Origin of the sequence: Streptomyces sp. MMBL 11-1, assembly GCF_028622875.1 — a bacterium.
Lineage (GTDB): Bacteria > Actinomycetota > Actinomycetes > Streptomycetales > Streptomycetaceae > Streptomyces.
In genome coordinates, this window is sequence record NZ_CP117709.1 from 5,112,569 (window position 1) to 5,131,570 (window position 19,002).

The 19,002-nt window shown below is 65.0% G+C and carries 26 protein-coding genes and 1 pseudogene; 6 read left to right on the forward strand and 21 right to left on the reverse strand.

Annotated features, from left to right (window positions below):
• Positions 1 to 90 precede the first annotated feature (90 nt).
• From PSQ21_RS22785 to PSQ21_RS22850, 14 genes and pseudogenes are all read right to left on the reverse strand, one after another.
• Complete coding sequence (locus PSQ21_RS22785; RefSeq protein ID WP_274032542.1) at positions 91 to 303, reverse strand: hypothetical protein; 213 nt, start codon at positions 301 to 303, stop codon at positions 91 to 93.
• The gene (locus tag PSQ21_RS22790; protein WP_274032544.1) at positions 303 to 1,412 is read right to left on the reverse strand and encodes a hypothetical protein; all 1,110 of its coding nucleotides are present in this window, start codon (positions 1,410 to 1,412) and stop codon (positions 303 to 305) included. Before PSQ21_RS22790 ends, PSQ21_RS22785 begins: the two co-directional genes overlap by 1 nt.
• Before the next feature lie 9 nt (positions 1,413 to 1,421).
• On the reverse strand, positions 1,422 to 2,093 hold the full coding sequence (locus PSQ21_RS22795; RefSeq protein WP_274032546.1) for a hypothetical protein: 672 nt from the start codon (positions 2,091 to 2,093) through the stop codon (positions 1,422 to 1,424).
• Entirely contained in the window at positions 2,077 to 2,643 is a 567-nt protein-coding gene (locus tag PSQ21_RS22800) for a hypothetical protein (protein ID WP_274032547.1), read from the reverse strand. The genes PSQ21_RS22795 and PSQ21_RS22800 overlap by 17 nt, the downstream gene beginning before the upstream one ends.
• 45 nt (positions 2,644 to 2,688) lie before the next feature.
• Entirely contained in the window at positions 2,689 to 3,489 is an 801-nt protein-coding gene (locus PSQ21_RS22805; protein ID WP_274032548.1) for a hypothetical protein, read from the reverse strand.
• A 31-nt stretch (positions 3,490 to 3,520) separates the two neighbouring features.
• Positions 3,521 to 4,006: a hypothetical protein gene (locus PSQ21_RS22810; protein ID WP_274032550.1), complete on the reverse strand. Its 486-nt coding sequence runs from the start codon at positions 4,004 to 4,006 to the stop codon at positions 3,521 to 3,523.
• On the reverse strand, positions 4,006 to 4,386 hold the full coding sequence (locus PSQ21_RS22815; RefSeq protein ID WP_274032551.1) for a hypothetical protein: 381 nt from the start codon (positions 4,384 to 4,386) through the stop codon (positions 4,006 to 4,008). Before PSQ21_RS22815 ends, PSQ21_RS22810 begins: the two co-directional genes overlap by 1 nt.
• Before the next feature lie 19 nt (positions 4,387 to 4,405).
• Complete coding sequence (locus PSQ21_RS22820; RefSeq protein ID WP_274032552.1) at positions 4,406 to 4,792, reverse strand: hypothetical protein; 387 nt, start codon at positions 4,790 to 4,792, stop codon at positions 4,406 to 4,408.
• Between the two features lie 100 nt (positions 4,793 to 4,892).
• Positions 4,893 to 6,035 carry a N4-gp56 family major capsid protein gene (locus tag PSQ21_RS22825; protein WP_274032553.1) on the reverse strand — a complete coding sequence of 381 codons (1,143 nt, stop codon included), beginning with the start codon at positions 6,033 to 6,035 and terminating at the stop codon, positions 4,893 to 4,895.
• 71 nt (positions 6,036 to 6,106) lie between these two features.
• Complete coding sequence (locus PSQ21_RS22830; protein WP_274032554.1) at positions 6,107 to 6,928, reverse strand: hypothetical protein; 822 nt, start codon at positions 6,926 to 6,928, stop codon at positions 6,107 to 6,109.
• A 54-nt stretch (positions 6,929 to 6,982) separates the two neighbouring features.
• Positions 6,983 to 8,560, reverse strand: a pseudogene (locus PSQ21_RS22835) (phage portal protein); the annotation flags it as partial.
• 217 nt (positions 8,561 to 8,777) lie between these two features.
• Positions 8,778 to 9,488 carry a hypothetical protein gene (locus PSQ21_RS22840; protein WP_274032555.1) on the reverse strand — a complete coding sequence of 237 codons (711 nt, stop codon included), beginning with the start codon at positions 9,486 to 9,488 and terminating at the stop codon, positions 8,778 to 8,780.
• 3 nt (positions 9,489 to 9,491) lie between these two features.
• Positions 9,492 to 9,887 carry a hypothetical protein gene (locus PSQ21_RS22845; protein WP_274032556.1) on the reverse strand — a complete coding sequence of 132 codons (396 nt, stop codon included), beginning with the start codon at positions 9,885 to 9,887 and terminating at the stop codon, positions 9,492 to 9,494.
• 67 nt (positions 9,888 to 9,954) lie between these two features.
• The gene (locus PSQ21_RS22850; RefSeq protein ID WP_274032557.1) at positions 9,955 to 11,505 is read right to left on the reverse strand and encodes a phage terminase large subunit family protein; all 1,551 of its coding nucleotides are present in this window, start codon (positions 11,503 to 11,505) and stop codon (positions 9,955 to 9,957) included.
• Between the two features lie 104 nt (positions 11,506 to 11,609).
• Between PSQ21_RS22850 and PSQ21_RS22855 the strand changes: the two genes are divergently transcribed.
• From PSQ21_RS22855 to PSQ21_RS22870, 4 genes are all read left to right on the forward strand, one after another.
• The gene (locus PSQ21_RS22855; protein WP_274032558.1) at positions 11,610 to 12,635 is read left to right on the forward strand and encodes a tyrosine-type recombinase/integrase; all 1,026 of its coding nucleotides are present in this window, start codon (positions 11,610 to 11,612) and stop codon (positions 12,633 to 12,635) included.
• 105 nt (positions 12,636 to 12,740) lie between these two features.
• Positions 12,741 to 13,139: a KTSC domain-containing protein gene (locus PSQ21_RS22860; RefSeq protein WP_274032559.1), complete on the forward strand. Its 399-nt coding sequence runs from the start codon at positions 12,741 to 12,743 to the stop codon at positions 13,137 to 13,139.
• A complete protein-coding gene (locus PSQ21_RS22865; RefSeq protein WP_274032560.1) occupies positions 13,136 to 13,456 on the forward strand; it encodes a hypothetical protein in 321 nt (106 codons plus the stop codon). The genes PSQ21_RS22860 and PSQ21_RS22865 overlap by 4 nt, the downstream gene beginning before the upstream one ends.
• The gene (locus PSQ21_RS22870) at positions 13,420 to 13,635 is read left to right on the forward strand and encodes a hypothetical protein (RefSeq protein WP_274032561.1); all 216 of its coding nucleotides are present in this window, start codon (positions 13,420 to 13,422) and stop codon (positions 13,633 to 13,635) included. The genes PSQ21_RS22865 and PSQ21_RS22870 overlap by 37 nt, the downstream gene beginning before the upstream one ends.
• Positions 13,636 to 13,709: 74 nt before the next feature.
• Here PSQ21_RS22870 and PSQ21_RS22875 read toward each other — a convergent pair whose 3' ends face one another.
• The 5 genes from PSQ21_RS22875 to PSQ21_RS22895 all read right to left on the reverse strand — a co-directional run bounded on the left by PSQ21_RS22875 (position 13,710) and on the right by PSQ21_RS22895 (position 16,793).
• Positions 13,710 to 14,114, reverse strand: coding sequence for a hypothetical protein (locus PSQ21_RS22875; protein WP_274032563.1), 405 nt, complete (start codon positions 14,112 to 14,114; stop codon positions 13,710 to 13,712).
• A 59-nt stretch (positions 14,115 to 14,173) separates the two neighbouring features.
• Complete coding sequence (locus PSQ21_RS22880) at positions 14,174 to 15,064, reverse strand: JmjC domain-containing protein (protein WP_274032565.1); 891 nt, start codon at positions 15,062 to 15,064, stop codon at positions 14,174 to 14,176.
• Positions 15,065 to 15,163: 99 nt separating this feature from the next.
• Positions 15,164 to 15,406 (reverse strand): DUF397 domain-containing protein, encoded by a 243-nt coding sequence (locus PSQ21_RS22885; protein ID WP_274032566.1) that lies wholly within the window; start codon positions 15,404 to 15,406, stop codon positions 15,164 to 15,166.
• A 551-nt stretch (positions 15,407 to 15,957) separates the two neighbouring features.
• Positions 15,958 to 16,305, reverse strand: a complete 348-nt coding sequence (locus PSQ21_RS22890) for a hypothetical protein (RefSeq protein WP_274032567.1) — start codon at positions 16,303 to 16,305, stop codon at positions 15,958 to 15,960.
• Positions 16,306 to 16,328: 23 nt separating this feature from the next.
• Positions 16,329 to 16,793: an ATP-binding protein gene (locus tag PSQ21_RS22895; protein WP_337961682.1), complete on the reverse strand. Its 465-nt coding sequence runs from the start codon at positions 16,791 to 16,793 to the stop codon at positions 16,329 to 16,331.
• Positions 16,794 to 16,932: 139 nt separating this feature from the next.
• On the opposite strand from PSQ21_RS22895, the gene PSQ21_RS22900 reads away from it, so the two are divergent.
• Complete coding sequence (locus PSQ21_RS22900) at positions 16,933 to 17,817, forward strand: DUF5753 domain-containing protein (RefSeq protein ID WP_274032570.1); 885 nt, start codon at positions 16,933 to 16,935, stop codon at positions 17,815 to 17,817.
• Positions 17,810 to 18,070, forward strand: coding sequence for a DUF397 domain-containing protein (locus PSQ21_RS22905; protein ID WP_274032571.1), 261 nt, complete (start codon positions 17,810 to 17,812; stop codon positions 18,068 to 18,070). Before PSQ21_RS22900 ends, PSQ21_RS22905 begins: the two co-directional genes overlap by 8 nt.
• Before the next feature lie 445 nt (positions 18,071 to 18,515).
• Here PSQ21_RS22905 and PSQ21_RS22910 read toward each other — a convergent pair whose 3' ends face one another.
• Together PSQ21_RS22910 and PSQ21_RS22915 are read right to left on the reverse strand one after the other, a co-directional pair.
• Entirely contained in the window at positions 18,516 to 18,833 is a 318-nt protein-coding gene (locus PSQ21_RS22910; protein ID WP_274032573.1) for a hypothetical protein, read from the reverse strand.
• Positions 18,826 to 18,999 (reverse strand): hypothetical protein, encoded by a 174-nt coding sequence (locus PSQ21_RS22915; RefSeq protein WP_274032576.1) that lies wholly within the window; start codon positions 18,997 to 18,999, stop codon positions 18,826 to 18,828. Before PSQ21_RS22915 ends, PSQ21_RS22910 begins: the two co-directional genes overlap by 8 nt.
• Positions 19,000 to 19,002: the final 3 nt, after the last annotated feature.

Here is a 19,002-nt window from a genome sequence, read left to right on the forward strand (position 1 = left end):
TGGTGGTCGACGTCGCATCGGTCCAGGTGCCTCGCACGGCGGCGGGGGTATACGGGGCGGCTGATGCCGTCAGCCAGAAGCGGGTCGCCATCAGTTCGTATCGATCCACACGTCCCCGAGAGCGGGGCTCGCGGGAGCGGTGATCCCGACAGTGATCTTCGGGGTGGGGAGCTGCGCCTGCACGACCTTGGCGTCCGCACCCAGTCCCGCGACACCGTTGGCAGCGCCGACGGCGCTGGAGGTGACCACGTTGCTCGACGCGCTGGCAGGCACTGTCTGTGGCGCGAGCTGTCGGCCGGCCATCAGCCCACCACCGTCACGCGGAAGCTGTCGGCGGCGTAGCTTGTGGCCGTGGTGAGGCTCACCGTATTCGCGTCCACCACGACCCACTTCGCGCCGACCAGCTCGCCGCTGCTGATCTCCTTCAGCGACGGCTCCAGGATGTCGACGCTGTTGAGGTTGTGGGTGATGCTCAGCGGAACGCCGCCCGTGAGCGCTCCGACGTTCGCGGTGTACTTACCGACTGCTCCCAGGGCCGCGCGGGCGCCCGCAACGGTGGTCGCGCCGGTGCCGCCCTTGGCGACAGTAACCAGCCCGACCGTCAGGCCCGAGGCCGACTTCGTAAGGGTGGCGTCTGCCAGCTCCAGACTGATCGTGGTGCCGGACAGCTCGATTCCGAGGCCGTCTGCTGTGTACGTCTGCCCCCCGCTGCTGAACTGCGTCCAGACCTGCGTCCAGGACCCGGGCGCCCCGGAAGGGGTGGCCGTCTGCATGTACTGGGTGCCGGCTTTGGTGCCTTCGGCCACTGCCACCAGTGTCCCGTCGAGGACTTCGCCGGCGGTGTCCGCGTCCGACCGGCGGGTGGCCGCCTGCCCGGAGCCGGGGTAGATGTAGATCCCGTTCTGGGTACCGGTGGTCTGTGCCACCGCCAGGAACGAGTTGCCGGCCGACATGGTGACGCCGTCGACCGCAGCCGGAAGCGTCGAGAGGTCGACGTTGGCACTCGCGATCACGCGCACCGGGTCCTTGACGGCGATGCCTGCGCGGGCATTGTCCACGTACTGCTTCGTGGCCAGGTCCGTCGCTGCGGTCGGGTCGGCGCCGTTCGTTGCCCTCTGTCCGGCGAAGTTCACCGGCGCACTCGGACTCGCGAATTCGTCGAGCCGATATCCCTTCACGACCGACGCGAGGTCACTGATGGTGCTCGCGCTCTGAGTGCCGGTCTGGTCCCCTCGGGCCAGCACGTCCTTCCACACGCTGGCGTTCCAGACCTTGAGCGTGTGACTGACAGTGTCAGTCCAAAGCTGGCCCTCAACAGGCGTTGAGGGAGCGGAACTTGAGGACTCGGGGACCAGGCCCTGGACGGGCAGCTTGTTCAGCTTGACCGGAAAACGGAAGTCCGTCACAGCCATCGGGCGCTCCTAGTGCAGTACAGCCGAGCCGGTCTCCGCAACGGCGAAGCGCACCCGGACGGTGGTGGGGGATGGGTAGTCGACCGAGCCGCCGATCTCACGGCCGGATGTGTCGTAGACCGTCACCAGGGGCCGGTACGGCAAGGTGTGTGGGATGGTCCACTCGTTGCTGCCAGCCGATTGGGTCCACTCCTGGGGGCGGGGCGCGGTCCGTGCTTCCAGCGCGCTGAGCTGCGCGAGGCTGACATCTCCGGGCTCGCCCTTCTCGCCCTTGGCGCCGCGCGGACCCGTGACGGGCAGGTAGTTGCCCGTGTACGGGTTGATGGGCGCGATGTCCGCCAGGTCGACCGTCGTCGCCGACGCCGGCAGTGCTATGTGAAAGACGCGCCGTGGAAGGCCCTTGAGCTTCTCCGTGACCTGGTAGGCCCAGTGGGAGGGGGACATGCCCGGCGCGTCCGTCGCTATCAGCGTCACCTCGAACCCGCCCTGTTCGTCGAGGGTGACCTTCGCGGGTGTGGCGGCAAAGATGTCTGACCCCGGCAGCGTCAGAACCGACGGCGGGGCAAAAGACACGCTCCCCACCAGCGGCGTGCCATCGGGGGCTATGTAGCGGCCGGTCAACCTGGTCGACGGAATCCCGGCCGGCATCTCGGAAGCGGATAGGTCAGGAGTCAGGGTCATCGCTTGCGCCTTCCTCCGGAGGGTGGATCACCGTCTGGGCCATCAGCTCGGCAGGCACAGGGTGCTGCGAGGGGTCGATGAGGTAATTCGCGAACAACGGGTCGTTGACCAGCTCGTCGGATTTGATCTGCTGCGCCTCGATCACGACAACCACGTCACGCCGACGGATCTGACCGAGCACGTTCACGCGCTGCACGGCATAGAGGGCGTTGTCGTAGGCAATCCGGTCGCGCTGGAATGAGCCGTGCTTGATGTCCATTTCGCTCAGCCCGAACTTGGTGAGCTGGTCGAATTCGAGGACGACCCGCAGGGTGTCGGTGATGTACAGGCCCGCGTCGCGGGGGTCCTCGTTGGCGGACTCCACGTGCGTGACGTGCAGCGCTGGTAGCTGCCACTTGCCGTAGAACACCCTCCCGACGCCTGTGGCTTCGTCGTAGACGTCGTGCATATCCGATTCGTCGCGCCGGAATCGCCAGTAGGTGACACTGTCACCGGTGCGGTTCTGCCAGCCACGCAAAGCACGGTGAATGAGGGTCGTCTCGGTATTCACACCGAAACGGCCCCGCTTCCAGTCGAGTCGCGACCACACCGTGAATCACCCCCACGTGCCTGGGTAGAGCGGCGAGGTCACACCCGACTCGTCGTCATAGGCATCGCCGTCGATCGGAGGCAGCAGCCGCTCGGGCTTCCCGGTGTCGTCGTACTCACGCGGCTGAAAAATCGGGACCAGGCGGTTGGTGGACCGCGAGACCCGACGGAGTTGGAACTGCTCGATACGCGCGAGGCCAACATTGAGCTGCTGCGCCAGCGCGTTGTACCGGGCCTGGAGTTCGGCGAGGTGTTCCATGAGCTGCCGGTAGCGCTGGCTGCGCGGGACGAACGTCCCCTCCGCCGTGTTCACGTCGATGTCCGTGGCCGCGTCCGTCGCGAGCGTCCACAGCGCGTTGACCGTGGCCAGGTACGCGACCAGGGGCTCCTCCACCGCCGGGAGGTTCTCCAGCTCGATGGGCTCCAGGTCGTACCGGATATGGCCGTGGCCGTCGCGGTATCGGGTCTTGATCGTGCGGCCGTACGTCTGCTGGGTCATCGCGTCACTGACGTATGTCTCCAGCTCCGCGTCGGCGAACATGCCTTCGGACCTGCCCCGCACGATCAGAGTCTGTCCGTGTCGCAGCGGCGAGTAGTCCGTGTTGATCAGCAGAATCGAGCCCTCGGCCGGATTGAGGACGTAGTCGGAGTCGGGTTCCAGCTCGACGGAGACTGCGGGCTCGGTAGTGACCACCTTCGCGACCACGCTGGTGACGTTGACCTCGGACAAGTCGTAACTCGACAGCTCATCGCCGCCGATGAAGGTGTCAACAAAGGGCGCCGGAAGGTCGCCGATCTCCGAACGCACGCGCCGGAGAATGCCCGCGAGCGTCGCCACCTCACGTCACCGCCAGCGTCATCGACAGTGCGCCGACCGCGAGCTGGAGCGCCTGGTTCTGCTGGGTCGTGATGGCGGAGTCCAAATTCCAAGCCATCAGGCACAGGCCGGTGGGCTGGCCGGCCGAGGACGTCATGCGCGTCACCAGCGCTGCGCCGGCCACGGGCGCCGCGAGCCCGGTGGGGTCGCTGAAGGGTCCGAACTGGACAAGATCAACGTTCGCGGACCGCCGGGTGTCCGTGGAGGCTGGGCCCCAAGGGACCGGCTGGCGGGCATAGCCGGTCCCGGCGGCCTCGATGCCCAGCAGCGTCGCCATGTCGGTCTGGACGTCGGTGACGGTCTGGGTCAGCAGCATCAGATACGTCGTCTTCGGCGTGGGGTTCCCCCCGGCGACTTTGGCCTGCCACTCGGCCTCCAGTCCCGTGGAGCGGCCGGTGAGGAAATCCAGCGCCGACACAGCCCCCTGGACCGCGATGAACCCGGGCATCAGGCATCACCGACGGAACTCTGCTGAGCCTGCCAGTCTGCCCACTCGGGCGGCTCCTTGCCCTGGCCGACCAGCTCGACGAACTGGGAGAGGGGGAAGCTGATGTGATGCTGGGAGAGACGGCCCGGCGCGCTCGCCTCCAGCCACATGCACAACACGGTCTTCTCAGAGCTGTAGCCGACGCCGTACGTGGCCGGCTCCAGGATTTCCAGCACCAGGAGCTGCCGGTCCTCTTCTTCGGCCGTTTGCTGATCGCCGGCCCGGTAGAGGCGCTTTCGGGCGAGCATGCCGACGCCCTCACCGAAATCGGTGAGCAGCGTGTACCACCTGCCCTTCACGGGCGTTGCTCCGGTGGACTTGAGAGGCTTGATCGCAGCCATTATGTGCCGTTCCCTCCGGTCAGAGCCACTGCCAGACGTATCCGAGCCGGTCCAGGTGCAGAGCGACGTTGAGGGGGACGGTGTAGACCTGACCCTCCTTGAAATCGAATTCCGTACCCTGGCCGATCGTCACCTTCTCCAGGTCGCACGCAATGCGAATATTCACCGTCTCGGGGGGAAGCTCGACCGGCCCGTCCGGCGCGGCTTCCTCGCCGACGGATTCGAGCGTGCGGCCCTTCTCGTCAAGCTCGATGGGCTTGTCGAGATTTGCTGCCTGCTCGGCGTGGTGCATAGCCAGTTCGCCCTTGCGCCGAGTGAGTTCCTCGGCGTGCTCCTCGGCAAGCTGACGCTTCTTGTTGCCGGTGAAATCCTTGGGGTTCGGCTTGGTGCGGGGGTTCGCGGGCACGGGTGGTCTCCTATCGAATCGGGTGAGGAATTCCGGGGCGGCGAGAGTCGATCACCGCCGCCCCGGAAGGATGGGGGCTAGGCCCCGATGGGCGAGCCGATCAGTTCGTCGCGCACTGCACCACGGCATAATCGGTGATGAGCCCGAGCCCGAACACCGAATACCAGGCCAGGGCGTGTTCCCTTCCGAAGTCGAGCACACCGCCGTCACGCAATTCCACGGGCAGCGAGATGGCGTGGCCGGCGGCGTTGTCACCGATCACCAGGGCGCGGTAGATGGGGTTCGTCGGCGCATTCGGGTTGGACGGAGTCGACGTGACAGAGGGAATCGCCGGGGTCGATCCCGAGGCGCTACGGGAGGGCTGTCCGCCCCACTTCTGGGCCGTGTTGGTGGGGATGTTGGTCCCCATCTGCTGAGTCGGCGGCTGAGTCGTGTTGCCCTGGAAGACCTGCGTGGTTTCGATGAACACCACGTCATTCAGCCTGCCGATTTCCCCGAGCATGAAGTTCCCCGGGGCTGCATACTTCGTCACCTCGATGAATTCCGGATCATCGCGAAGCCGACGGCTCTGGTGGGGGTGAACGAAGGCGACGTACGTCTCACCCAGTCGGGGGACGTTCTTCGTGGCGAGGGTTTCCACGGCGTCCTTGACCAGGGCAGACGTGAAGTAGAAGCCACCGTTCGTGGCCATGGTCGCCTCGGAGTCGGCGAACATTCCCCGGTCGTACGGAGAAAGCGGGGTCCGCGCGGCGCCTGCCGACCAGGAGGCCAGCTTGTCGTATCCGTAAAGGACGGAGGGGGCGCCGAGGAGAGTGTCCCGGCAGAGCGCGTCCAGGTAGGTCGCCATGTTTCGTCCGAGAAGCCGGGCGCCGCTTGCCATAACGTCATCGAAAGACGCGTTGAGCAGCAGTTCAGTGACCGCGATGGCGAAGCCGTGCTCGGCGACCGTAATGGTGATCTGCTCGGCGGACAGCGCGTGCGTCTCCATGCGCACGCCCTCAACGAGCTGCTGAGCCCCGTCCAGCGAGCGGTAACGCATGAAGTTCACCGTAAGCCCGGGGGCAGTCCCAAGCTCGGTTTTCTTGACCATGAATTGCTCGAACCTGAGCACCGGCATTGCCTGGAAGAGAATTTCCTTCGACCAGATGGTCTGGATGGCCGGGGTGAGCATCGTGGAGTTGGCCGCCGTATAGGCGGTCGGCGTGGGGGACAGGACCGGAGTCCCGGTGATTCCGCTTGCCACGGGAACCTCTCATTCCGTGAAGGGGCCGCCGGAATGAGTAGGAATGAGAGGCGGGTGGGCAGGTGGCGGGACTAGTCGAAGAGTCCGCGCTGGCTGGTGTTGTTGGCTGCTGCGCCGAGGAGCTGGTTGCGGTACTTCGCGAATTCGCTCATCGGCATGTTCTTGATGTCTTCGACGGAAAGCTGGCGGTTGCCCGCGTCACCGTCCGTGGGGCCGTTTCCGGTGTAGCCGGTCGACGCCACTCCCCGCATCTGCGACCGTGCTGCCTGCTGCGCAGACTGCAACGAGGTAAAGATGGCGTCCGTCTTGGCCTTCAGCATCTCGATCGACTGGTCGACCTCTTCCGGGGTATTACCCGCCACGAGGTCGCGCAGCTCGGGAGCAATGCTGCTGCTCTCCGCGTTGATTCGCTCCTGAATGTACGCACGCAGCCGATTGAATTCAGCTTCCTTCGCGAGAGTCGCCCGCTCCTGCTCTCGCTCCCGCTGTAGCTCCTCGAAGCGACGCTCCCACTCGGTGGAACGCTCATCGACCAGCTTCCGGGCGGACATGTCCGCCTCCGCCTTCTCCTTGGCGGCCTGCTCCTCGGCGGCCTGACGCTCCGCCTCCGCCTTCTCGCGAGCCTCCCGGTCCTCGCGGAGCTGGGCGAGTTCGGCTTCGAGGCCCTGGAGCCTCTCGTCGCCCTTCTGGAGCCGGCTGTACAGCTTGTCCTTCTCCTCCTGGCGCGCACGCTCCACATCGGCCTGCGTGAAGCTGCGGCCTTCAGCGGCGGGTGCTGCCGGCGGTGCGGCGGGGCGGATGGTGACGGTGCCGTCGGGATTGGTGGGTGCGCCGCTGCCAGGGTGGGGCGCCGGCGGGGCCGGGGCGTCAGCGGGGTTCGAGTTTTCGGGCACTTCTACTCCAGGCTGGGTAGCCGCCGGAATGAGTAGGAATGAGAGGCGGGCGGTCTAGTCGTTTTCCGGGTTTCTCCGCTGGGCTAGTTTTGTGCCCTTGGAGAGCGTCAAGAGTTCACTGAGAACCGATTCGATGTCCTTGCCACTGCCCGTTCCGGGAAGCCCCGGCAAGGGGCCGGCGCTTGTCGCCCCGGATTTGGCTGCCGAGGTGGACGAGCCGGTTGCCGGTGCAGGGGGCGGGCTTTCCACGCCTGTGGGCGGCAATCCCGTTGAACGCAAGATAGCGCTAGCTATTTGAGCCTTAATAAGTTCGAGCGCGCCCTCCTCGCGAGACTCCCGGAGTTGCTCGTCGAAGATTTCCTGCATCTTCTCGTCGACAAAGGTCTCGCCGAGGTCGCGCAGGGCGCCCCGCTTGGACTCCAGGCCCAGGGCCAGCTTCGCCTGCACCTCGTTGAGTTTGACCAGGACGTCGACCGGGAGCGGCGGCGGCCACTCGCATTTCGTGTCGTACACCTGAGGGTCGCGGGGGTCGATGACCAGGGGCTGGGCGTCCGCCGTGCGGATTCCCTGGGTGTCCGGGTTGTAGACGAGAGTGTCGGGCTCGTACAGGAACAGGGTCCGGAGGACCAGTTCGTTGATCTGCTTGAGGCCGAGGGTGTAGTTCGTCTGCTTGAGCGCATACCGCTGCATAAGCGGGAGAAACTGAATAGAGAGGGCGACGCCACTCGTGTTGGAGATCGCCTGGGCCTGCCCGAGAGCTGTTTCCGGTACGCCGGTCAGCTCGTGCATGGACCGCTTGATCAGGTCCATATAGGCCAGCGGCCCGCTCAGGTCGACGCCGTTCTCCAGGTTGAAAACGCTCGCGTCCTTCGGGAGGCCGCCCCAGATTTTCCGGGGTCCCTTCTCCAGATTGCTGGCCTTGGCGCCGGTGATGATGGTGACCGGGGCCGAGTGGTAGTTGATGATGTCCGAGACTTCTGTCGCCTTTTCGTTGTACTCCCGATTGAGGGGGATGATGTCAACGATGTCGGCGAGGCCCCAGGGGGAGCCGGACACGGCGATGTTCCGAATGTGAACGATGGGGATCGTGCCGAGTGGATTCTCCCGGGCGTCGAGCAGCTCGTCGTTGACGTACTCCTCGATGTAGTCGTCCGTGATGATCTCGGTGTACGTGTACACCGCCCGCGTTCCTTCGAGGGAAGTACCCCAGAACTTGTATTTGATCTTCATTCTCAGCAGCCGGTCACGGTCATGGGGGTGATACTCGGGGAAACACTGCGCCCCATTGAGCGGAAGAATGCGAACACGCCCGGGGTGCGCGTTTCCGGCAGCATCGGCCCATGCTGGTTCGTAGGCGACCTTCACGAAACAGTCGCCGCTGACTGAACCGTTTTCGCCCATCTGCCACAGGACGGTCTTCTTGTCGTTGTCGATCGTCCAGGCGCGTTCCAGCAGCGCGGGCACCACGTGCTCGTACTTCTTGTCAGACTGGAAGTGCACGCCCCGGCCGAAGCTAAAATTCGTGATGTACCGGCTAAGTGCACCGACGTAATTGATGGTGAGGCTGGGTTCACCAGCCTCACGCTTGTACCCCCAGTGATGCCCCAGGTACCAGGCCCAGTGGTTCGCGTACCGAGTTAGACGCGGGCCATGTACCTCAAATTCCTCTTAACTCGTCCGCCAGCTCGACCAATCCGAGCGGACTGACAGAGATGGTCAGGTCGCTGGCGGCTGCGCGCATGGATGGTGAGACAAAAGCAACGGACATGGGACATCACCTCCTTTCAATTCCGCCAGCGGAGATGAGCGTGAAATGAATGCTGGTCTGTACTCGACGTCAGCTCTACTGCTAAACGGGCAGGTAAGGGACGGTGAGGCCACTCCAGGGAAGCGCAACGGCATAGATGCGGGGATCTGGCGCCTGCGTCGCGAGAATGCGGGACGACGAGGCGGACTGGCCGTAGACCTCCAAGGTCAGGCGTACCGAAGGACTCTTCCCAGCCTCGACGGTCTCGATGAAGGTCAGGGTCGCCGTCTGGTCCACACCGCTGGTGATGCTGATGTTGCGGTCGACATAGGACGACCCGCCGTCGGCCCGAAGCTGGAGACGGGCTCGCGCCTGCGTGGTGGTCGCGTTGTCGGTCCACCCCACGCTCATGGTCGTGTGCACCATGAGCAGACGCCGCTGCGAAGCGGACGGAATGGTCATCGAGTGGACCTGGGTGGGCGTACGGGTCGTTCCCGTGATACTCAGCGTCGTGGTGCGGGCTGTCGCGGACGCCCACGGCACAGCCGAAAGCCTGGCGATCTGGTCCTGGATCTGGGCGATGTCCGCCTGCTGGCTGCTCTGAGTAGCGTTGAGCGACCCGATACTGGCAGACGCCTCGGTAATGGTGGGGCTGAGCGGGCCCGTGGGGGCCGTCGCCCCGCCGATCACGTTCTTGAGGAGCGTGTCGATCGGGTCGACGACCGCCGCCAGGTCGACCGGGACGTCCGGGACCTTCCCCGACGAGGGGATGGGGAGCTTCGCCCACGGTGTGGACTGTCCGGGCTGGGTCACGCGTCAGTCCACCCGGGCGTAGTTCCGGCGGATGTGCGGGCGCTCGCCCCGGTCGACGCTGGAGTAGCTCAGCTCACGCTCGCTCGCCCCCTCGGCCATGGCCGAGATGAAGGTGGGGGCCTCCGGCCAGCTTGCGCTACCGACGTGCGCCCGCTCCCGCGTGGTCTCCTCGGCGCTCTTGGTGAACACGTTGACGTTGTGGTTCGAGCGGCCAGGCGGCGTGCGGTAGCCCTGCATGACGCCCTCGCTGAACTCGCTGGGTACGTCACTGTCGGAGGCGATGCCTTCCTGGAAACGCAGGGGACCGCGCCGGGCCGGGTTGCTGGCGGTCTTCCGCTCGTAGAAGCGGTCAGCGGACTCGTGGAAATTCGGGTCAGGGGCGAGGGGGCTCTGCGCCATGGTGTGCCTCCCAATTTGAGACGTCTCACCAGGACGCTAGGTCGGGTCCTTTTCTTGTCGGTAATGGCTACCAGGGCGCATTCTGCATCTCGACCTCGGGCATGGTCATTTCTGCGGTGAGGAAGAGGGCGTTGGCCAGGGAGTCCACGTAGTCGTCGTGCGCGGCATCCACCTCGGGAGCCGCGACGATGATGTGGGGGCCCTGGTAGGTCAGCTCAGCGTCTTCCATCTGCTGCCTGAATTTCCGCCAGGTCTTTGTGGACCTGGTCTTGGCGTGGGCCGGCCAGATCACGAGGCCCTTGGACATGAGGTCCATCATGTGGGCCCAGCGCTTGGTTTGATTCGTGCGGTCACTTTTCAGGTCGATCATCTGGGAGTAGGGCATGAGCACTCGCAGTCTGCTGGCCACCACGTCGCCGAGGCCGCCGGCGTCGATGCCGATGGCGAAAACGTTGTAGTGGGAGAGGAATTCGACGATGCGGTAATACTGCGTCTCCCAGTCCAGTCCCTGAAGGTCCAACCAGTTGAGTACGCGGTGCTCGTAATTTCCGTACTCGTCGGGGTAATCCCAGTTCACCCAGCAAACAGTGACGATCGTGGAGTCCGTCTTGCGGGCGGGGTCGATTCCGACGATCACGGGGGAGCGGTGCCATTCCTGCACTGCACGCATGGAGACATCGCCGAGAGAGTCGAAGCGATCGGATGTGCAGAGCATGCCCTTGTCGAGCAGCCAGATCAGCCGGTAGGACAGTTTGAATTCGTCACTGTCCTCGCCTAGGCGGTCCATCTCGCTCTGCACGAACTTCTTGTAGCGCGGAACGCTTTTGGCGACTTCCTTCCAGTCGACCTGGAAGTGGTTGGCCTTTTTGCCCTTACGGGTGGCCTCTCGCCGGTTCTTCTGTATCTGTTCGTAGAAGCCGGACTTCGTGTAGGTGGGGGTGCCTGTCAGGCAGATCGTCCCAGCGGTAGAAGCCAACATCGGCGTGATGCTCTTGTTGAGTACCTTGTCGTCGGCAGCCTGCGCCTCGTCGATCACGACCAGGTGGTAGGTCTGTCCCTCGATCATGGCCTTCGGGTGTGCCGTCTGCTTTCGAATGAGGCTCCCGCAGCGCTTGAGGTGGAGAACCTTTCCCCGGGCCACCAACTTCTCGTCGATCTCCGGGTCCGCCATGATGTCCTGGGCGCGCTCGGATGTGAGCCTGCCAACGATGCGGGAAAAGAGAGTCTCGGACATCTCGTCGGTCGGGGCGAAAACACCGACCCACAGCCCCTCCTTGAACTTCCCCAGAAGCGTGGGAAACACCTTGGCGAGCCGGGGCAGCATGATCGCCGCGCCGGCCACGGTGTCGGCGACGGTCTCAGATTTGCCAGACTGCCGGCTCCACAGCGCGGTGATCTTGGCCGAGTCCTCGATGATGAGTGACTCCAGAATGCGGCGGGCCAGAGGGAGCTGGTACGGGCGCAGGGGGTGACCGGACAGTTCGTCGATGACCAAGATGATCTTGTCGATGATGTCCTCGATGACGGCCTGGTCTCCGTCGGCAACGTCGGCCGGCTCCGGCTCCTCGGGCATGCCGAGGGTCAGTTCGCGCTCCGTGGCATCAAGTGGGGTCCCCATCCGGCGAAGCTAAAGCCGGACAAATAATGTCAAATAATCCCCACGACGCCGCCAATGCACGGAAGCCCATGACTACCTATGCGTTGTCTCGCTAGAGTGCGCACATGCCCGCCAGCACCACACCGCCCGCATGGGCCGACCGCACCCGCCGCCAGCGCAACGCCGAGATGGACCTGGAGACGTTCACCCGCCGATGGGGCAACCAGCTCACGAGCCCCGAAACCCGCCGCAAGTACCTGCCATATTTCGAACTCTTTCTCGGCTGGATGGAGCGATACAGCGACTACGCAGGAATCGACGCACTCAAACACGCTGGCGTCGAAGAAATCGAGGACTACTTCACATACCTCGAAAGCCCCCACTGGAACGACCACCCCGGCAACTGCACCACGGAATGCGCAAGCCTTCCGTACGGAACCCCCAGCCTCAAAGCAAAGTACGACGCGCTCAGTTCTGCATTCACCTACTCCATCGTCCACCAGCTCCGAGGCACCAACCCCATCAAGGCAGTAAAGCTCGAAAGCCGCACCAGAAAGCAACGCTCTGTCCTGCTCCCCTGGGAAATCAGCGACGTCCTGGCGGCTGCCCGAGCAAAAGCGATCCGCTCCCAGATAGCCAACGGCTACGCCTTCGGCCCCGGACTGCGGTGCGAGGAAATCGAGAACGTCAGCGTCGAGCACTTCTACCAGGTCCCCCGAGGCCGCATGCTCCGGTTCAAACGCAAGGGCGGCGCCTGGGTGGACATCGACATCCCCCACCGCCTCGCCGAGCTGACGGATGAATTCCTCGACGGCCGAACCGCCGGACCTCTGATCATGTCCACCGGCCGCCGCACGCGGAACAAGGAGACCGGACAACTCGAACACACCCGGCTCGACGCATCCGGCATCTACCGCATGGTCCAGGAAGCCGGTCGTGAATGCGGTTTCGCCATCGGTCCCCACGACGGCCGCGCAACCGCCATCACGCTCGCGCTGGTCGACCCCAACAAGCCAAGCCACGACCGAGTCATGGCCTACTACGGGCACAAGGACTTCAGTACCACCATGATCTACCGGCACGCATCTCGACTCCCCGCCGGCCACCACCGCAACCCCATCGGCATCGACTGGAGCACACAAGCGCCCTGACCACGAGCCACCTATTCAGCAGCCCGCATCAAACCCTGACGAATATCGTTCGAAAACCCTCCCCTTCTACGGTCAAAGGACCGACTCGAACCGGGAGGGTTCTCGATGCCCCGAGGAATACCGCCGGGTAGTGGCTACACGCCCGAAGAAATCCGCGAATACATCCTGCAATCACGCGAAGACCTGGGCCCCCGCAAGACAGCAGCCCTTCTGCGCGCCTTCCACCTCGGCGACGACCAGTCCCTGCTCACGGAGCGCCCGACCAACACGAGCAATCCGCCCCGGCCCCGTACGGTGGCGGCGGGCTACGACTACAAGTCGAAGACCATGTTCGTAAGATTCCGGGGCGAGAGGGTCGCACCCGGGATCTACCAGGATGGCGTCGGCTACGAGTATTACGGCGTGACCCGTCGCGAGTGGAATAGGTTCCGCGCGGCCGGCAGCCCCGGACGAATGATCAACCAGGTCTTCAACGGCAAGCCCTACACTCGCGCGGCCTGGTGATTGATCCGATGCCCCTGGTCACCACCACTCGCTGCCAGCGAACTTGGCCCTGGCGCTACCGCACCTACTACCAGGAGACCGCCCCGCCCTACCGCAGGGCCGAGCCCGCGACCGTCTACCGCATCGGCACCCTCGGCATCGTCGTCGGCCGTTGGACCTCCCAGGCCGACGACGAGCACCAGGCCCTCACCGACGCCCTGAGCGCCCGCCCCGCAGCCGTTCTCAGCTCACAGGGCCACCTTCTGCCCAACTACCGCCGCAACTCGATGGAGGGCCCCACGTGTTCACCCGACGGACCGTCGACACCAAACTCCTGAACGACGCCCGCCGGCGCATCGCGAAGATGTCCCCCCAGGCCGCCCGGGAGTACAGCGCCACCGTCTGGGCCTACGGATGGCGCATCGCCGAAAACCCCGGAGAGCACCCGGAGGACGACCTGACGGAGTGGGACATGGCCCTCGCCGTGCTCCAGGCCGTACGAGAACGCATGACGTAGAGAAGCGGTGGTTCACCCCCCCAGACGATCCGCGAACAACTCCCTCGCCCGACTGGCCTTGCACAAGCCCGTAGCTAGACAAGGCCGGTCGGACAAGGAGGCGGAGCCTCGCCAAAATTGTTCAGCCGCTTCCGGGGACAGGTGATCAATGCCCGAGAAACGTAGAGTCTCCCTACCGAGTAATACCCGTACACCACGTCGCTGCCGGCGGCCTGCGCCAGAGCGCTCCGCGCGTAGGCCAACCGATCCTCAATCGTGAAGCTCTCGGCTCCGAGAGGAACGTGCAACTCCAGCGCCCCTCGGAGCCACTCCACAGCAGCGTCAATCTCGGTGAACGTCTCTTCGATGTCACGCGCGGGGCGGGCCAGCCAGTGCATGATCTCAAAGGGCGGGTAGGTGGAGGGCGCGACACCTGCGCGAACCTCCCCGTCCTTGTACGACCTGCCCGTGTAGCCGTAGGCGTGCCAGTGCTTCGTCACCCTGAAAACTCCCATGGAGATCGGTAGAGAAGTAGCAAGCTAGCGGGACGGCCAGACGCCTACGCCACGCGGCGCGCGACACGTACGAGACGCTCGCCCATCTCCTTCGTGTCCATCAGCATCAGCGCCCCCTGAAGGTAGGTGCGCATGTCGTTCACGGCGGCCACCGGGTCGCGGAACAGCGCCGCCGGCTGAAGTTCTTCCCGCATGGCTGGGTCGACGATGGCCTGCTCCAGAATTTCGGAGGCCATCTGTTCGGCCACCCAGTGCGCGGTGCGCTCCTTCATCGCCAACGTGATGTGCAGAGAGGTCTCTTCACCCACCGTGTGGGGGGAGTGGAGGTACCCGCGCGGCAGCCAGAACACGTCGCCGGGCTCCAGCGTGAACGTCTGCGCCGGCGGCGTGTTGGCCAGGTAGACACGCTCCTCATGCGTGAAGCCGCGCCCGAGGAAGTTCCCGTGTTCCTTCGTCGGGTTCTCAACGATCGGAGGGTGCAGCGGCCACGCCTTGCGCCCGGCGATCTGGATGATCAACGTCACGTACGGGTCATAGTGGTACTTGAGACCTTGAGAATCCGGCGGTGTCAGGTACGCGTTGGCGTGCACCAGGCACCCTGTCGCGGCCTGGACCTCGCGACGGAGCCGCGAGATGGATGGACGTAGTTCCTGCAACTGGCGCAGGGAGATGGTGCCGCCGTTGTTGATGTGCTCGCGTACGGCCCCGGGGTAGGGGAGGTCGCCGTCGCCGAAAAGCCGGCGTTCAATGAGCGAGCCGTCCTTGATCAGAACGAGATTGCGCATCGCGATGCACTCCTCGTCGATCAACTCGTTGACCTCGTCGAGAGTGAGGAGGTCTGCGAACGTGTCGGCGGCGTGGTGGTACAGCCTTGGAGTACGAGGCCATGCCGCGAGAACGCTCTCGGGGTCGGTGATCAGTGTGGAGAGAGCCACGGGGACACTCCTATCAAGGGGGTTGTGGAACACGGAGGGCGCCCCGCCGGGAAGACAGGGCGCCCGTACTGACTCCCGCTAGTTGCGGCGCGGGGGAGATCAGGCAGTCGCGGTGCCGTGGTCCTCGGTCCAGCGGTCCACGAAGCTCTGGATCTCCGCCTTCGTCATGCGCAGCTCTCGCCCGGCGCCGTCCGGCTTGGTGTCGCCGAGGGCGTAGCCACCGCCGGCCAGCGGAGCGATCGAGATGCAGGACTCCATGTTGCCGTCGTTGTCCGTGCCTCCGCCGCACATGGCTGCGAACGGACCGGTGATCTCCTGGTCGTAAAGCGACTCTCCCGCCATGGGAGTACCTGCTTCCTGTTGAGTGAGCGCCGGGAGAATTCCCGACGGGCAGAAAGGTACTCGCGCTCGGGGCAACCGGAAAGCGAAACCGGCATGATCGGCGAAATAGGAATATGCCAGATTTAGCAAATAGCTTGCGAGCATGCTAAAAGCCGGAAAGCCCTATTGGGTGATCCGGGAAAAGGGAAACTAAAACCCAGGCCGGTCCTGCGCAGGGGAGTGAAACGCAGGGCGACCCAGGCAACACGCGTGACGTATTGGCGACCCCTATGAACCACCTCCCGTATCAAAGTCGTTAAGCCTGCTTGGCGGTGGGCGCCCGCTTCCAGAGCATGAGCGGGCGCCCTTTTCTGCCTCTTGACCGCCCCCGCTGATAGAGGGTCGAGACAGAAACTCAGTGCTCCCGGCCGGCACCGAGGAGGAACAGCCGACGGTGCCGGCCGGGATGGGACGCCTGGGTACGGGGAGGCCCACGGCGCCCGCCCACCCGGGTTCACGGGCGGGTGTCTGTCACGGCCTGGCCCTCCGCGAGGGGCAGGCCAGGCCGTGGTCTAGATTTCGTGCAGCTTCACGAAGACTCGCTCAAGCAGTGCAACGTCCGGACGGGGGGCGGGACGGGCGGCGATGGCCGCCTGCTCCTTCAGCTCTGCGAGCGACTGGAGGCCCGCGCCGGTACGACTGATGCGACTCACAAGCGCAAGCTGTGACGCGCGGCCCTGTGCCAGAAGTGCAGTGAGGTCGGCGGAGTCGAAGCGAACGCTTAGGCGGGTCGAGCTGTACCCATCCCCGGGCGAGCCCTCCCACCAACCGTCCAGCTCCAGCCGGAACGGTTGATCCGGGTGCGGATCTTCCGTCAGTTCGGCTTCGCTGATCAGAACGAGACGCGGACTCGCATCCATCGTCGGCCCCTCCATTCCATGCGCTAGAAGCTGACCTTTGGCTGGAAGCAGACGCTCTTGCCGCCCTCTTCACACACCACGGCGAAGCCCGGCGCGAGGAGATCCAGCAGCTCCAGCCCCCGGCCGTTCTCCGAATCTGCGCCGATCACGCGGCGCTGCGGCATCTGGCAGGAGCTGTCCCACACCTCAACTCGCAGGTCCGCACGGTGAATCCGTACGCGGAAGGAGTCGCCGCCGGCATGTAACACCGAGTTGGTGACCACTTCGCTGACCAGCAGGCAGCACGTCTCCGACATGTCCCGGTCGGCTCCCGCCTCGGAGTAAACTGCGGCTGCCCATCGGCGAGCTGCCCTGACCTGGTCGGGAGTGCAAGGGAACGTTCTCTCCCGCACTGCGTCTGTACTTGCATGCTGCTGGGTGTGCATGAAGCCCTCCATCACGCGGGCATGGGGAAACCGCGTAGGTGACGCACCGCGACGACGGACCATCGGTACGTGAGACCGAGTGTGGTGCGATTGCACCTGCGGTTGCAAGCCCTAGGGGCGAAAAACCCCCACACGTGCCCGGAAGTACGCCCTCGCGCTACTCTTCGCGTTGTCTACAAGCCGCGAGAGAAGGGGAAGCACCGTGGCGGTCAGTACCGCAGGCATGGTCGCCCGGCAACGATTCGGGGAAGCCCTGAAGAAGGTGCGCCTCGACGCCCGGACCCCGAAGGGCGCACCGATCAAGCAGATCGACGCCGCCCGAGCAATCAAGCGCAGGACGATCGACCGCGTCAGCCGCTTCGAACGCGGCGCTGCCTGGCCCGAGCCAGCCGAGCTGCAAACCCTGCTCAGGCTCTACGATGCGGACATCCCGACCAGCGTCCGGCTGGAGACGATGCTGGAAGCGGGAACGGCCATCACCGAGACCTGGTGGCAAGGCTTCGAAGACGAATTCCCGGAGAGCCTCATCGAGTTCGTGGCCTACGAGGACAGTGCCCGTGAGATCACTACGTGCACTCCCAACATTCTTCCCGGGCTGCTCCAGACGCGCGAGTACGGCCGGACGCTCACGCACTACCTGGCGAAGTCGACCGCGAAACCGCAGTCGGTGGACCGTTCCGTTGAACTGCGTGCTCGGCGTCGGGACATCCTCTTCAAGGACTCACGGCCGACTGTGGAGGTACTCATCGGCGAGGCGGCGCTGCGGCAGAAGGTCGGGGGCCGTGACGTCATGCTCGCCCAGCTCGACGCACTCCTCGAAGACGCCACGGAGCGAGGCGTGATCTTCCGCGTGATCCCGTTCGAGGCCAACGCCACCCTCACGTACACGTTCCACTTTCTCAGCTTCGGAGGGACAGAGTCGCCCATCGCTGCTTTCGACGCGATGACGGGTATGACCTTCCGGAAGAGTCTCAAGGAAACTCGGGGGCTGAAGGGCTTCCTGGACGACTTGCGCGAACTCGCGCTGTCCCCGACAGACTCGTTTGAAAAAATCGAAACGATCAGGAAAGAGCTGTCTCGTGACTGACCACACCAACGCCGCCAAGCTGGACGCACTCAACGCCATGGTGGACAACGCCCCGGCAGACCTCACGTGGAACACCCCGCTGGCCTCCACCAACGGAACCGGTGACTGCCTGGAGACCGCCCGGGTCGAGGGCGGATACCTGGTCCGGAACTCCAACATGCCCGGTACCGTCCTTCCGTTCACGGACTCTGAGTGGGCCGCCTTCGCGCAGGCCGTCCGCGACGGGCAGCCCGGTTTCGCTCCGGGAGCCTGATCCATACACGACGAGACCCGCTTTCCCAGGCTCAGTTGGGAGGGCGGGTCTCGTCGTGCGCAACGTGGGGTCAGTACATGGGCGCCATGAAGATGGAGCTGCGCCCCTGGCCCGTGGCCGGTGCCCCGGTCGGTGCGGTGCCGGGGGAGCCGAGGCCGAGCTGCTGACGCGTAGGGCGCCCCCGGACGGGGGAGGTGCCGGGTTGCGCGCTCAGACGCGGCAGGGTGGCCGCTGAGAGCGCCGACGTGCCGCCTGGATGAGGGTCGGGCAGTTCCGAAGGCCAGCCGGCGGCGAGCTGGGACCTGGGGCCGCCTGTGGGTGTTCCGGGCAGCACCTGGACCGCGTCCCACGATGGGTTGGGGCGTCGCAGGAGGGGCATGACGGTCACCTCGATTCGGGACGGAAGTCTTTCAACGGTGCCCGTCCCGAATTCCGGCGGGGTAATTCAGGGGTGGCCGTACTCGGGCCTCGCGTACGTCATCTTCGGGAGGTCGTGCAGGAGAGCCCGCACGCGCCGGTATTTCACCGTCGTGCTGTGCTGGTCCCAGGGGTAGTTCTCGACCACGGGGACGGCTTCGAAAAGCCAGAGGTCGTCGGGGTGGATGTGCCAGGAGAGCTGTCCGGCCGGGGACTCGACGTAGAGGACGGGCCAGCCGGGGGTGAGCGGGTCGCTGTAGGACAGAACGCCTCCGAACAGTGCCACCATCACGGCCAGGAGGTGGGCGCGCTCGGTGTAGATGTCCGGCTCTTTCGTCTCAGCCACAGCGCACCACCACCAAGGAAATGGGCCGCAGCGTGCCGTTCGGGGATGCCTGCCAGCCGAGTCTGACAATCAGCGGGGGTTCCTGCGGGTGGGTGGCCAGCAGGCCGGCCACCACCGCTGCGATCGGGCCGGCCACCGGTGCGGGGCGGGCCGTGACGTCAGCCATATG